The sequence below is a fragment of the Micromonospora phytophila genome (genome assembly GCF_023656545.1).
GTDB classification, from domain to species: Bacteria; Actinomycetota; Actinomycetes; order Mycobacteriales; family Micromonosporaceae; genus Micromonospora; species Micromonospora phytophila.
The window spans coordinates 26,658-39,586 of record NZ_JAMOKF010000018.1 but is presented as its reverse complement, the minus strand read 5'-3'; the positions used below and the strand labels follow the sequence as shown (position 1 = coordinate 39,586).

14 protein-coding genes are annotated in these 12,929 nt (G+C 73.3%); 8 read left to right on the top strand and 6 right to left on the bottom strand.

What is annotated here, in order from left to right; all coding sequences use genetic code 11:
- Window positions 1–385 (top strand): cobalamin-dependent protein (locus NCC78_RS05115; RefSeq protein ID WP_250791996.1); only part of this gene is annotated, 385 nt, incomplete at its 5' end.
- Window positions 386–421: 36 nt separating this feature from the next.
- On the opposite strand, the gene NCC78_RS05110 is transcribed toward NCC78_RS05115, so the two are convergent.
- From NCC78_RS05110 to NCC78_RS05100, 3 genes are all read right to left on the bottom strand, one after another.
- Window positions 422–721 (bottom strand): DUF1540 domain-containing protein, encoded by a 300-nt coding sequence (locus NCC78_RS05110; protein ID WP_250791995.1) that lies wholly within the window; start codon window positions 719–721, stop codon window positions 422–424.
- Window positions 722–813: 92 nt separating this feature from the next.
- The gene (locus tag NCC78_RS05105) at window positions 814–1,761 is read right to left on the bottom strand and encodes a polysaccharide deacetylase family protein (RefSeq protein WP_250791994.1); all 948 of its coding nucleotides are present in this window, start codon (window positions 1,759–1,761) and stop codon (window positions 814–816) included.
- A 230-nt stretch (window positions 1,762–1,991) separates the two neighbouring features.
- Window positions 1,992–2,609: a DUF4126 domain-containing protein gene (locus NCC78_RS05100; protein ID WP_250791993.1), complete on the bottom strand. Its 618-nt coding sequence runs from the start codon at window positions 2,607–2,609 to the stop codon at window positions 1,992–1,994.
- Window positions 2,610–2,680: 71 nt separating this feature from the next.
- Here NCC78_RS05100 and nucS point away from each other — a divergent pair, with 71 nt between their 5' ends.
- Window positions 2,681–3,340: an endonuclease NucS gene (nucS, locus tag NCC78_RS05095; protein ID WP_250791992.1), complete on the top strand. Its 660-nt coding sequence runs from the start codon at window positions 2,681–2,683 to the stop codon at window positions 3,338–3,340.
- Between the two features lie 25 nt (window positions 3,341–3,365).
- Here the strand turns inward: nucS and NCC78_RS05090 are convergent, their stop codons facing one another.
- Both NCC78_RS05090 and NCC78_RS05085 read right to left on the bottom strand, forming a co-directional pair.
- Window positions 3,366–4,025, bottom strand: a complete 660-nt coding sequence (locus NCC78_RS05090) for a methyltransferase domain-containing protein (RefSeq protein WP_250791991.1) — start codon at window positions 4,023–4,025, stop codon at window positions 3,366–3,368.
- A gap of 68 nt (window positions 4,026–4,093) precedes the next feature.
- Complete coding sequence (locus tag NCC78_RS05085; RefSeq protein WP_250791990.1) at window positions 4,094–5,590, bottom strand: aldehyde dehydrogenase family protein; 1,497 nt, start codon at window positions 5,588–5,590, stop codon at window positions 4,094–4,096.
- A 350-nt stretch (window positions 5,591–5,940) separates the two neighbouring features.
- On the opposite strand from NCC78_RS05085, the gene NCC78_RS05080 reads away from it, so the two are divergent.
- The 5 genes from NCC78_RS05080 (at window position 5,941) to NCC78_RS05060 (ending at window position 10,974) form a co-directional block, all read left to right on the top strand.
- Complete coding sequence (locus tag NCC78_RS05080) at window positions 5,941–6,444, top strand: FHA domain-containing protein (RefSeq protein WP_250791989.1); 504 nt, start codon at window positions 5,941–5,943, stop codon at window positions 6,442–6,444.
- A gap of 103 nt (window positions 6,445–6,547) precedes the next feature.
- A complete protein-coding gene (locus tag NCC78_RS05075) occupies window positions 6,548–7,618 on the top strand; it encodes an alpha/beta fold hydrolase (RefSeq protein WP_250791988.1) in 1,071 nt (356 codons plus the stop codon).
- Between the two features lie 251 nt (window positions 7,619–7,869).
- Window positions 7,870–9,660 carry a 3-hydroxyacyl-CoA dehydrogenase family protein gene (locus NCC78_RS05070; protein ID WP_250791987.1) on the top strand — a complete coding sequence of 597 codons (1,791 nt, stop codon included), beginning with the start codon at window positions 7,870–7,872 and terminating at the stop codon, window positions 9,658–9,660.
- A 111-nt stretch (window positions 9,661–9,771) separates the two neighbouring features.
- Window positions 9,772–10,098, top strand: a complete 327-nt coding sequence (locus NCC78_RS05065) for an Rv1322 family protein (protein ID WP_250791986.1) — start codon at window positions 9,772–9,774, stop codon at window positions 10,096–10,098.
- Between the two features lie 66 nt (window positions 10,099–10,164).
- Complete coding sequence (locus tag NCC78_RS05060; protein ID WP_250791985.1) at window positions 10,165–10,974, top strand: alpha/beta hydrolase; 810 nt, start codon at window positions 10,165–10,167, stop codon at window positions 10,972–10,974.
- A gap of 100 nt (window positions 10,975–11,074) precedes the next feature.
- On the opposite strand, the gene NCC78_RS05055 is transcribed toward NCC78_RS05060, so the two are convergent.
- Window positions 11,075–12,184 carry an AI-2E family transporter gene (locus tag NCC78_RS05055; RefSeq protein ID WP_372495058.1) on the bottom strand — a complete coding sequence of 370 codons (1,110 nt, stop codon included), beginning with the start codon at window positions 12,182–12,184 and terminating at the stop codon, window positions 11,075–11,077.
- Between the two features lie 387 nt (window positions 12,185–12,571).
- Here NCC78_RS05055 and NCC78_RS05050 point away from each other — a divergent pair, with 387 nt between their 5' ends.
- Window positions 12,572–12,898 (top strand): hypothetical protein, encoded by a 327-nt coding sequence (locus tag NCC78_RS05050; RefSeq protein ID WP_372495056.1) that lies wholly within the window; start codon window positions 12,572–12,574, stop codon window positions 12,896–12,898.
- The last annotated feature ends 31 nt before the right edge of the window (window positions 12,899–12,929 follow it).

The following is a 12,929-nucleotide window of genomic DNA, read 5'->3' as shown; positions in this document are numbered from 1 at the left end:
GCCCGGCCTGGACGGGCACTCCAACGGCGCCGAGCAGATCGCGGTACGCGCCCGCGACGCCGGCTTCGAGGTGGTCTACCAGGGCATCCGGCTGACCGCCGGGCAGATCGTCGCCGCCGCGGTGGAGGAGGACGTCGACCTGGTCGGGCTCTCCGTGCTCTCCGGCTCGCACCTGGCGGCGGTGCCCGCGGTGCTGGACGGGCTGCGCGCCGCCGGTCGCGCCGACCTGCCCGTGGTGGTCGGCGGGATCATCCCGGCCGGCGACGCGGAGCAGCTGCGCGCCGCCGGGGTGGCCCGGGTCTTCACGCCCAGGGACTTCGCCCTGACGGGGATCATCGACGAGCTGGTCACCGTGGTCCGCGAGGCCAACGGCCTGCCGGCTTGAGGCGTGCCGCCGCCGCGGCGCGCCCGGCCGGCGGGGTCAGCGCACGACGTAGGTCATGCAGTCGGCCATGTCGTTGTCGGGGCCGACCCGGATCGACGGCGCGTGGCACTCCAACTGGGCGTTGTGCCGGCAGTCGGCGCGCTGGCAGGCGCCGACCTGGGCGGTCAGGCCGTCCACCCCGCCCCGGATCGTGGGCAGCTCGACGAAGGTGTGACAGTGCGCGTGGTCCATGCTGCCGATCGTGATGGCGAAGGCGTGGCAGTCGCTGGTCTCGTTGTACGAACACGCCGTGACCACGCACTCCTGTACGCGGGGCATCTCTATCGCTGCGGTCATGCCGACCTCCTCTAGAGTCTTGCCCCGATTTTAGGCTTTTGTGGTTTCACGTTCCCGTGGTTCCCCAGTTCCGCTTCCCCGGACGGGTGGCGTCACCGCCCGGTGGGCCCCAGCACCTCGGAGAGCGGAGCGGGCGTCAGCCCCCGTTCGGCCAGCCCCGCCAGGATGTGCGGCAGCGCCTCGTCGGTCATCGCGGCGTTCGCCTCCGTCACGTGCAGGACGATCACCGAGCCGGGGCGTACGCCCGCCAGCACCGCGCGCACGATCGGCCGCCACGAGGTCGCGAACGGGTCCCCGCTGATCACGTCGCCGTCCACCACCGTCAGTCCCAGCGGCGCCAGCGCGGTGAGCGCCGTCCGGTCGTGGCAGAGCCCGGGGAAGCGGAAGTACCGGGTCTGCCGCCCGCCGTACGCGGACACCACGTCGAACGTCCGGGCCACGTCGGCGGTCATCTCCCGCTCGGGGATCCGGGGCAGGCCGTAGCAGTCCGGCGTGAAGGCCAGGTGGCCGTAGGTGTGGTTGGCCAGCTCGAAGCGCGGGTTGGTGGCGAGCCGCCGGGTCACCGTCGGATATTGCTCGACCCACTTGCCGGTGAGGAAGAAGGTGGCCGGCACCCGCTCCCGTTCCAGCAGCTCGATGATCTTCAGGTTCGCGTACGACCGCACCGCGCCGCTGCGCAACTGGTACCGCATCGCGTCGGTCATGTCCGCGTCGAAGGTGAGCGCCACCTTGTTCCCCGTACGCGGGCCGTGGTCGACCACGGATGGCCGGGTGCCGGGCGGGGTCGCGCCCGGGACGGCGGCCGAGGTGCCGTTCCGCGTCGCCGGGGATCCCGTCGTCGCGGGGGCCGGCGTCCCGGGGGTGGCGGCGGGCGGCGGGGGAGTCCCGGTCCCCGGTGGAGCGGGCGGCGTTCCCGGCATCCAGACGACGCGGGCGTTCGCCGGCGAGCGGAGCGGGACCGGGCCGGCGAGCAGGGCAACCGCGCCGACGACGGCGGCGAGGGTCGCGGCGAGCGGAACGCGGGCGATCTTCACGGACACCGCAAGATGATCGCAGTGCGGCCCCGCTCTGTGGGGGCCGGGCGGATTCATGATCAGTTGATGGAGAACCGTTGCCAAGGGGTGTCCGGGAACCGTTTTCCATCAACCGATCACGAGACGGCGAAGTGCGAGACGGCGGGGTGCGTGGCGTGGCGAAGCCGCTGGCCGGCATCCGGGGTGGGGTGCCGGCCAGCGGCGTTCGCGCGCGAGGAGCGGTGCGGCGCGGACGGTCAGACGCGGAAGCCGGCGGCCCGCGCGGCCTGGCGTTCCCGGCGGCGGTCGGAGCGGCGGCGCAGGAACCAGAAGAGGAAGGCGACCAGCCCGAGCAGGAACGCCAGCACCAGCACCGGCAGGAGGATCGCCACCACCGACATGACCACGCTGGTCGCGTCCTCGGCGGTGCTCGCCACCGGTGCGCCGACCCCGGCCGTGGTGGCGTTGATGACCGGTCGGGCGGCGGACTTCAGCAGGTGCACGCCGAAGGCGATGAGCACCCCGGTCACCACCGGGACCCACTGGTGGGAGGAGAAGAAGCTCCCCGGGTCGGTCACCGTGACCGTCTCCGACGACGAGCCGGCGCCGAAGGCCAGCCCGCCCGCGGTGGGGCGGACCACGGTCTGCACCACATCGTTGACGTGGTCGACCACCGGGACCTTGTCGGCGACGACCTCGACGGCGAGCAGCACCGCCAGGATGCCGATCACCCAGCCGTTGCCGAGCCACTGCCAGCCGGCGGGAAGGTCGATCAGGCTGGTGTAGCGGGCCAGCAGCCCCATGGTGAGCAGGGGAATGTAGGCGTTCAGCCCCGCGGAGGCGGCGAGACCGGTACCGGTGAGAACTTCGAGCACGGTTTCAGCATCCCACCGGCGCGCCAGTGCCGCTCGGTGGCGACGGCCGGGGTCTCCGCTACCCTCGTCGGGTGCGGTTGGTCATTGCGAAGTGCTCGGTGGACTATGTCGGACGGCTCTCGGCCCACCTGCCGCCGGCCACCCGGTTGTTGATGGTGAAGGCGGACGGGTCGGTGTCGATCCATGCCGACGACCGGGCGTACAAGCCGCTCAACTGGATGAGCCCGCCGTGCCGGCTGGAGGAGGCCCCCGGGGTCTGGCGGGTGGTCAACAAGGCCGGCGAGGAGCTGCGGATCACCCTGGAGGAGATCTTCCAGGACACCTCCTACGAGCTGGGGATCGACCCGGGCCTGCGCAAGGACGGCGTCGAGGCGCACCTGCAGGAGCTGCTCGCGGCCAACCCGGAGACGCTCGGCACCGGCTTCACCCTGGTCCGCCGCGAGTACATGACGGCGATCGGCCCGGTCGACCTGCTCTGCCGGGACGCCAGCTCCGGCGCCGTCGCCGTCGAGGTGAAGCGGCGCGGGGACATCGACGGAGTGGAGCAGCTCACCCGCTACCTGGAACTGATGAACCGCGACCCGCTGCTCGCCCCGGTCGCCGGCGTCTTCGCCGCTCAGGAGATCAAGCCGCAGGCCCGGGTGCTCGCCACCGACCGGGGCATCCGCTGCGTCGTGGTCGACTACGACAAGCTGCGCGGCATCGAACGCGACGAGCTGACCCTCTTCTGACGCCCCCGCGCCGCCGGACGGTGCCTCAGCCGTCGGCGCGGATCGCGATCAGCGACTTGGGCAGGCCGGCCAGCCGTTCGACCAGGATGCGCGAGTCGGGAAAGTAGTGCCGCATCTGCGAGCGGTCCAGCAGTTCCGTCCAGAGCACCTGGTGGATGGCCGCCTCGTGGCTGCGGGTGGGCTTGTGCCCCAGGGGCCAGCGACGGGCCAGCGCGGTGCGCAGCCGTACCGGGAGGAACTGCATCCCCGGGGCGATCCAGTGCGGCTCGATCGGGAAGTAGCGGTAGGGGGTCTGCACCCAGTGCCGGTCGGCGAAAGAGCGCACGGTGTCGGCGAAGCGCAACCGCCGTTCGTGCCCGCCGACGTGTTCCAGCACGGAGTTGGAGAAGACCAGGTCGTAGCGGCGGCCGGCGATCCGGGCCGGCAGGTCGCAGGCGTCGCCCCGGTCGGCCTCCGCCCAATCCGGGATCTCCGCGGGCGGTTGCTCCAGATTGACCACGTGTACGCGGGCGGGTCGCACGGCGGCCCTGGTCCAGGTGCCCAGCCGGCCGCCCAGGTCGATGACGTGCATCCGCGGCAGGTCGGGAAAGGTCTGCGCCAGCCAGTCGGCGCGACGGCGTCGCTGCCGTGCGCTCCACGACCGCTCGCTGTCGACGAGGTGGAAGCGCAATCGATGGGGGCCCATTTAACGCAATGTACCGCTCCCACCACGATGGGCATATGTGGGGGAGGTCGTGATCAGTTATCCGACAGTCACCTCCCGTACATCACCTTGATGGCCCTCACAAGCCGGGCGATGTCCGCCGGCGTCCGCTCGAAGGTCGTCGAGGGCAGCAGCGAGCGGGCCCGCCGCCGGGTGATCGCCTTGGGCCGGCCGAACTCGCGCAGCCCGTCCTCGCCGTGGATGCGGCCGAAGCCCGAGTCGCCCACGCCGCCGAACGGCAGCGTGGACATCCCGGCGAAGGTCAGGGCCGAGTTGACCGACGCCATCCCCGAGCGCAGCCGCCGGGCGATCGCCACCGCGCGCCGCCGGCCGAAGACCGAACCCCCCAGGCCGTACGACAGGGCGTTGGCCCGCGCGACGGCCTCGTCGGCGTCGCGGACCCGGTTGATGGTAAGGGTCGGCCCGAAGGTCTCCTCGCGGACGGCCGCAGAGTCCTCGGGGACGTCCACCAGCACGGTCGGCCGCACGTACGGCGGCTGCACGGCGTCCGTGCCGCCGAGCACCGCCCGGCCGCCCCGGGCCAGCGCGTCGTCGATGTGCCGGCGGATCACGTCGAGCTGGCTCGGCATGGTGATCGGGCCGATGTCGGCGTCGTCCGCGCCGACGGTCAGCCGGCCGGCCCGCTCGACCACCTTGCCGACGAAGGCGTCGAAGACCGGCTCGACCGCGTAGACCCGCTCGATGCCGATGCAGGTCTGGCCGGCGTTGGTCAGCGCGCCCCAGACGCACGCCTCGGCGGCGGCGTCCAGATCGGCGTCGCTGTCGACGATCATCGCGTCCTTGCCGCCGGCCTCCAGCAGCACCGGCGTCAGTGACTCGGCGCAGGCCGCCATCACCTTCTTGGCGGTCGCGGTGGAGCCGGTGAAGGCGAGCTTGTCCACCCCGGAGCGGCAGAGCGCGGCGCCGACGTCGCCGAGCCCGTGCACGGCGGTGAACACCGGCTGCTCGGGCACCACCTCGGCGAACGTGTCGACCAGCCACTGACCGACGGCCGGGGTGTACTCGCTGGGCTTCAGCACCACCGTGTTCCCCGCCGCCAGCGCGTACGCGGCGGAGCCGATCGGGGTGAAGACCGGGTAGTTCCACGGGCCGATCACGCCGACCACCCCGTACGGCTGGTATTCGAGGTGGGCGGAGAACTCGGCCAGGACGAGCCGCGACCGGACCCGTCGCGGGCCCAGCACCCGGCGGGCGTTGCGGGCGGCCCAGTCGACGTGCTCGACGGCGGTGACGATCTCCACGACGGCGTCGGCCACCGGCTTGCCGCCCTCGAGGTGCACCAGCTCGGCGAGCTGCTCGATGCGTTGGGCGAGCAGGGCGCGCCAGCGCAGCAGCCGCGCCCGACGCCCGGTGAAGCCGAGCCCGGCCCACCACTGGCTCGCGGCGCGGGCCCGGTCGACCGCCAGCGCGACGTCGGCCGCGGTGGCGAGCGGCAGGCGCCCGGCCTCCGCTCCGGTCGCCGGGCTCGTCGACACCAGTCGACCGTCCTCGATGACCGGGGTACCCGGGACATGCACAGCCGTCATGGCGGAAGTCTAGACCCGAGGATTACTCACCGGTAGGGCCGTGAGCGCCGGTGACGGCGCCGCCGTCCGCCGGACGCGGGAGCCGTCGGTCGGCCGAACGGCTCGGGTGCCGGCCGACGGTGAACGCGCGGGGGACGGGCGCCGTGCAACCGGGCGAAGGGCCGGACCGGTGTCCGGCGCCGACCGGCCGGACCCGGTGGCGTGACGGTCTCCCGCGGTCGGAGGTTGAACATGTCGAACGGAAGGTGGCCGGCCGGGGGCGCGGAGATGACCACTCGGCGGTGGAGCCGACTACCGTCTGGTGGCAGGCTGGCGCACGGGGTGACCGTGCGGGTGGAGGGCGACTGTCCATGGAGGAACATCCGGAACTGATGCCGTTGCTGACGGTGTCCGGCGGGCCGATGCGGGGGCAGAGCTTCCGGCTCGGCTCGACGCGGCAGGTGATCGGCCGGGCACCGACCGCCGACATCGTGGTCCACGACGCGCACCTCAGCCGGCGGCACGCCGAGGTGTGGCTGACCGGTGAGGGGGTGTCGCTGGCCGATCTGGACTCCACCAACGGCACCTGGCGCAACGACCGGCGGATCACCGGCGTCGAGCAGCTCGCCGACGGCGACGTGATCCGGTTGGGTCGCACGGAGCTGCGCTTCTTCGACCCGGGTGTGGCACGTACCGACCCGGTGGGGCTGAGCTTCGGCCCGCCCCGGCGCGACCACCGGCCGACCCTGCCGCTGCCGCTGGCGACGCCGGCCATCGCGCCGTCCGCCCCGGGCGGCCCGGCTATGCCGATGCCCGCCGCGATCTCGGGCGGCCCGGCCGTGTCGATGCCCGCCGCGATCTCCGGCGGCCACTGAACCAAGCCGATTGGTCGGCGGCGCGCGGTCGGTCGGCCGACACCGGCTGGTCGCCGAGCATGGCGGGCGGGCACATGGACGCCGTCGGTGACCGCGTGGCAGCATGCCGCGGATGGAGACCGGGCAGCGGATCGTGTCGGCGAACGGGATCACCCAGGCGGTACGGGTGGCCGGGCCGCCGAACGGCGTACCGGTGCTGCTGATCCACGGCAACTGCTCGTCGGCCGCCTTCTGGGAGCCGCTGGTCCGGCGGCTGCCGGCCACGCTCCGGGTGGTCGCGCCCGACCTGCGCGGCTACGGGGACACCGAGACCGCCCCGGTGGACGCGACCCGGGGGCTGCGGGACTTCGCCGACGACGTCGCCGCGCTCCTCGACGACCGGTCCCTCTTCGCCGCCGACGCCTGTCCGGTGGTGGTCGGGCACTCACTGGGCGGGGGAGTGGCGATGCGGCTGCTGGTCGACCGCCCCGAGCGGGTGGGCGGGCTGCTGCTCTCCGCGCCGGTCTCGCCGTACGGCTTCGGCGGCACCCGGGACCTGGCCGGGACGCCGACCACTGCGGACTTCGCCGGGACCGGCGGCGGCACCGCCAGCGCGGACTTCGCGCGGCGGCTGGCCGCCGGTGACCGGGGCGCGGAGGGCCCGACCAGCCCGCGCAGCGTGCTGCGGACCGCCTACGTGGCCGATCCGGCCTCGCTCGGCGCCGACGAGGAACTGCTGCTGGACAGCGTCCTCTCCACGGCCACCGGCGACGACAACTACCCGGGCACCGCGGTGCCCTCGGCGAACTGGCCCGGCACCGCGCCGGGGGAGCGCGGGGTGCTCAACGCGCTCGCCCCGACGTACTGCCGGGTCGCCGACGACCTGGTCGCCGTCGCCGGGAAGCCCCCGGTCACCTGGATCCACGGCGACGCCGACGTGATCGTCTCGGACACCTCGCTGTTCGACCTGGCGTACCTAGGGTCGCTGGGCGTGGTGCCCGGCTGGCCGGGGGAGGCGGACTGCCCGCCGCAGCCGATGGTCGGGCAGACCCGGGCGGTGCTCGACCGGTACGCGGCGGCCGGCGGTGCGTACCGCGAGGTGCTCCTGCCCGGCTGCGGGCACAGCCCGCACCTGGAGCGCCCGGCCGAGTTCGTCGCGGAACTGCTCGCGCTGACCACCGCCCGGCCGGCCTGACCGCCGCCCGCCGCCGCCCACCTCGGGCACGGTGCCCCGCCCCGACAGACCGGCCTGACCGCCGCCCCGCCGGGGTCCGCCGCCCCGCCTCGACCGCCTGTGCCGGGCTCCGCGACCGCCGTCCTGAGGGCGGCGGTGAGGGTCGTGAAATATCCCACGGCGTCTCGACAACCCAGCGTCACGTGGCAGACTCGCGCGCAGAACCTTAGTGGCCGTTCAAGCGGCCGTGCGGAGCATTGGGGAGGCCGGTCGTGGCGCGCGAGTTCACCAGCGTGGGCGTTGTGGGTCTGGGCACCATGGGTGCCGGCATCGTCGAGGTCTTCGCACGCAACGGCATCGATGTCGTCGCCGTCGAGATCTCCGACGCCGCGCTGGAGCGCGGCCGGCGCACCCTGACCGGCTCGACCGACCGGGCGGTCGCCAAGGGCAAGCTCGCCGCCGCCGATCGGGACGCGCTGATGGAGCGGGTGCACTTCGCGGTCGGGCTGGACGCGCTGCACTCGGTGGACCTGGTGATCGAGGCGGTCCCCGAGCACCTCGACCTGAAGCAGCGGATCTTCGGCGAGCTGGACCGGGTCTGCAAGCCCGAGGCCATCCTCGCCACCAACACCTCGTCGCTGAGCGTCACCGAGATCTCGGTCGCCACCACCCGGCCCAACCAGGTCATCGGCATCCACTTCTTCAACCCGGCCCCGGTGATGAAGCTGGTCGAGGTGGTCCGCACGGTGGTCACCTCCGCCGAGGTGGTCGCCGACGTGGAGGCGCTCTGCAAGCGGCTCGGCAAGGTCGACGTCACCATCAGCGACCGGGCCGGCTTCATCGCCAACGCGCTGCTCTTCGGCTACCTCAACCACGCCGTCAGCATGTTCGAGTCGCACTACGCCACCCGCGAGGACATCGACGCCGCTATGAAGCTCGGCTGCGGCCTGCCGATGGGCCCGCTGGCCCTGATGGATCTGATCGGCCTGGACACCGCGTACGAGATCCTGGACACCATGTACCGGCGCGGCGGCCGGGACCGCCGGCACGCCCCGGTGCCGCTGATCAAGCAGATGGTCACCGCGGGTCTGCTCGGCCGCAAGTCCGGCCGGGGCTTCTACACCTACGAGCGGCCGGGCTCCCCGGTCGTCGTACCCGACGAGCAGACGCCCGTGGCGGCGGAGTCGGCGCTCGCCGACGGCGCCCGCGCCATCACGAAGGTCGGCGTGGTCGGCTCCGGGACGATGGCCACCGGCATCATCGAGGTCTTCGCCAAGGCCGGCTACGAGGTCGTCTCGGTGACCCGGGGCGCGGAGAAGTCCGCCAAGGTCTTCGAGGCGGTCAAGACCTCGCTCAACAAGGGCGTGGTGCGGGGCAAGCTCAGCGAGGACGACCGGGACGCCGCGCTGGGACGGATCAACTGGTCGGCCACCCTGGAACACCTCGCCGACGTCGACCTGGTGGTCGAGGCCGTGATCGAGGAGTTGAGCGTCAAGAAGGCCCTCTTCGCCAGCCTCGACGAGATCTGCAAGCCGGGCGTCGTGCTCGCCACCACCACCTCGTCGCTGCCGGTGATCGACGTGGCGATGGCCACCCAGCGGCCGGCCGACGTGGTCGGGCTGCATTTCTTCAACCCGGCGCCGATCATGCCGCTGGTCGAGGTCGTGCAGACCATCCGCACCTCGGTGGAGACCACCGCCACCGCCCGCGCGGTCTGCGCGGTGCTCGGCAAGACCGGCGTGGTCTGCGGCGACCGGTCCGGTTTCATCGTCAACGCGCTGCTCTTCCCGTACCTGAACGACGCGGTCAAGATGCTGGAGGCGAGCTACTCCACCGCCGACGACATCGACTACGCGATGAAGCTCGGCTGCGGCTACCCGATGGGCCCGTTCGAGCTGCTCGACGTGGTCGGGCTGGACGTCTCGCTGGCCATTCAGCGCGAGCTCTACCTGGAGCTGCGCGAGCCGGGCTTCGCCCCGGCGCCGCTGCTGGAGCACCTGGTCACCGCCGGCTACCTGGGCCGCAAGACCCGCCGCGGGTTCCGCGACCACTCCAACCGCTGACCCGGTCGACGCCGGACGCCGCCCGCGGCGTCCGGCGGACGTGACCTTCGAGGAGTACGCGGCCCGCCCGGGCCCGGTCGGTCTCCCGGCCGGCCCGTACGCTTGGTGACTGTGAGCCCCCGTCGCAACCGCCCCCGCCGGGACGAGAACGCCAATCTGGATTCGGACCGGGTCCGCCAGGGCGTCGCCTCGGTGCAGCAGTGGCGCGACGGCGAGTGGCAGGTACGCGGGATCGGCGGCGGGGCGTCGGTCAAGACGTACCGCTGCCCCGGTTGTGACCAGGAGATCCGGCCCGGGGTGGCGCACCTGGTGGCCTGGCCGGCCGACGGCCTGGGTGACCTGACCGACCGCCGGCACTGGCACAGCGGGTGCTGGCGGGCGCGGGACCGGCGCGGGCCCGCCGTCCAGCGGGGGCGTGGCGCCCCCCGCCACGGCTGAGCGACCTGGATCACCCCGTTCGCGCCCCGACGGGCGGCGCGTCGCGCAGCGCGGGAGACTGGACGGGTGAGCACTCCGATCCGCGCGTCCTCCATCCTGCCCGGGCACCGCGAGGACATCGAGCTGCACACCGCGGACGGTCTGCGGCTGGTCGGCGAGCTGGCCCGCCCGGCGGACCGGGAGCCGGTGGCGACCCTGGTGTGCCTGCACCCGCTGCCGACGCACGGCGGGATGATGGACAGCCACGTGTTCCGCAAGGCGGCCTGGCGGCTGCCGGCCCTGGCCGACGTGGCGGTGCTCCGGTTCAACACCCGGGGGACGAGCAGCATGCGCGGCACCAGCGAGGGCGCCTTCGACAACGCCGTCGGCGAGCGCTTCGACGTCGCCGCCGCCATCGAGTACGCCGAGTTCCACGAGCTGCCGAATGTCTGGCTGTTGGGCTGGTCGTTCGGCACCGACCTGATCCTGAAGTACGGCTGCGACCCGGCGGTCGCCGGGGCGATCCTGCTCTCCCCGCCGCTGCGGTTCTCCGGCGCGGAGGACCTCGCCCAGTGGGCCGGATCCGGCAGGCCGCTGACCGCCCTGGTGCCGGAGTTCGACGACTATCTGCGACCGGACGAGGCCCGGGAACGCTTCGCGGCGGTGCCGCAGGCCGAGGTGGTCGGGGTGCCGGGGGCGAAGCACCTCTGGGTCGGCGACGCCGAGACGGTGCTGGACGAGGTGGTCCGCCGGGTCAACCCGGCCGCCGACGTGCCGCTGCCAACCACCTGGGACGGCCCGATCTCCACCGGCGACGTCAGCGCGTACGCCGACCGGACGGTGGCCTCCTTCGCCGACCGCCCCGTGCCCGGCCCGCCCGCCGGTCAGGCCGGCTGACCCGCTTGACTGCTGCCGCCGGCGCCGACGGCGGCTGCCGGCGGGCCCCCGGGTCGGCGGGCCACCGGCCCGACCCGCCTCCACCGGCGGGCGGCCCCGGTCAGCGTGATTCCTGCCGGGGCAGGAGCACCTCGCGCAGGATCAGTTGCAGGGCCGCCACGGTCGGGATCGCGACCAGCGCGCCCACCACTCCGACCAGGGCCACCCCGAGCAGCGCGGCGACCAGGGCGGCGACCTCGTTGACCGCCACCGAGCGGCGCATCACCTTCGGATAGATCAGGTAGTTCTCCACCTGCTGGTAGATCAGGAAGAAGACCGCGCAGGCGATGCCGGCCCGCACGTCGGTGGCGAAGCCGACCAAAGTGACGATCACCGCGCCGAGGGTCGCCCCGATCTGCGGGATCAGGTCGGTCACCGCGACCACCACGGCCAGCGCGAACGGGTACGGCAACCCGACGACCAGCGCGAAGACGAAGGTCACCGACCCGGCCAGCACCGCGATGCTCAGCGCGCCCACCATGTACGCCCCGACCTTGACCAGGATCTCGTCGCCGATCAGCCGCACCCGCTCCCGGCGGGAGCGGGGCACCAGCGCGTAGCCGAGATCGCGGAGCCGGTCGAAGTAGACGAGGAAGTAGATGGTCAGCACCAGCACGGTCAGTGCCCGGAAGACCGTGCCGAAGACCAGCTGGGCGCCGCCGAGCACCCCGCCGACGGCCTGGCCGACGGTGTCCGCGTTCGCCGCGCCCCGTAGGCGCTCCGTCAGGTCGTACCGCTCGACCAGGTCGTTGACGGCCTCGTTGCGGCGCAGCGACTCAAGGAAGGTGGGCAACTGCTCGACGAACTGCCCGGTCTGCGTCACGATCGGCGGCACCAGCGCGAAGAGCCCGCCGCAGAGCAGCAGCACCACGGTCAACGCGACGGTCGCCACCGCGAGCCCGGGCGGCAGGCCCCAGGCCCGCAACCGGTTCACCGCCGGATGCAGGCCGACGGCGAGGAAGAGCGCGATGACCACCAGGACCAGGATGCCGGCCGCGTTGCGCAGGCCCAGATAGACGACGTACGCCAGCAGCACGCCGAGCCCGCCGGTGAAGCCGACCAGGAAGCTGCTGCGCCGCAGCGGCCGCCCCGGTGTGCCGAACCGCCCCGGTCCCACGGCCGGCGGCGGGTGGTCGCCCGCCAGCGCCGACGCCGCCACCTCGGGCACCATCCCCGCCCGGCCCGAACTCGGTCGGCCCGCCCGATCGCCCGCGCCCGGCCGGCCACCGCCTGGGCTGTCACCACCCGGGCTGTCACCGCGCGGGTGGCCAGTCTCCGGGTCGCCGTCGCGCGGGTCGTGATCGCGCGGGTCGTGATTGCCGGGGTCGCCGTCGGATGGGTCGCCAGTTCCCGGTTCGTCCCGTGCCACCGGACCTCCTGCGGATCACGCTCCCACGCACTCGCGCCGGGAATTCCGACACCGGCCCGCCTGCGCGTGCCTGATCAGCAGGGTAACGGTCGCCGGGGTGGCGGGGCCGTCGGTCGCGCCAACCGTTCGCTGCCGGGCCCTTTGCTCTGCACCCCGATACGCGCCGGTGACTGCCCGTGTCCGGCGCGCATGAGGGTGCAGAGCAAAGCGCCCGGGCCTCGGGGCGCCGGACCAGCGCTGCCGAACGCTCGGGGATGGCCGCCGCACACTCCGATCCGGCCGATGTGGTGTTGCCGGGCGGACGGCCGGCCGTGGCCGTGCGCGGAGGCCCGGCTGCTGCTCAAGGTCGAGTTCGACGCGGACCCGGCCGGCCTGACCATCTACCTCGCGGGCCTCTACCACGAGGCGGCGCACGACCTCTACCAGCTCAATCCGCACGACGGGCCGACGCCCCGGGAGCTGTTCGAGCGGTTTGTGGGGTGGAGCCCGTTCCGCAGGCCGATCGTCGACGGCTGAACGGGCTCGGCGGGACGCACCGGCGTGGCGG

Coding starts and splice junctions, on each gene's coding strand:
- NCC78_RS05090 (WP_250791991.1), bottom strand. CDS start 4,025: ATGGGCCCCCATCGATTGCGCTTCCACCTCGTCGACAGCGAGCGGTCG.
- NCC78_RS05055 (WP_372495058.1), bottom strand. CDS start 12,184: ATGGTGCCCGAGGTGGCGGCGTCGGCGCTGGCGGGCGACCACCCGCCG.
- NCC78_RS05080 (WP_250791989.1), top strand. CDS start 5,941: ATGGAGGAACATCCGGAACTGATGCCGTTGCTGACGGTGTCCGGCGGG.
- NCC78_RS05075 (WP_250791988.1), top strand. CDS start 6,548: ATGCCGCGGATGGAGACCGGGCAGCGGATCGTGTCGGCGAACGGGATC.
- NCC78_RS05110 (WP_250791995.1), bottom strand. CDS start 721: ATGACCGCAGCGATAGAGATGCCCCGCGTACAGGAGTGCGTGGTCACG.
- NCC78_RS05085 (WP_250791990.1), bottom strand. CDS start 5,590: ATGACGGCTGTGCATGTCCCGGGTACCCCGGTCATCGAGGACGGTCGA.
- NCC78_RS05050 (WP_372495056.1), top strand. CDS start 12,572: ATGAGGGTGCAGAGCAAAGCGCCCGGGCCTCGGGGCGCCGGACCAGCG.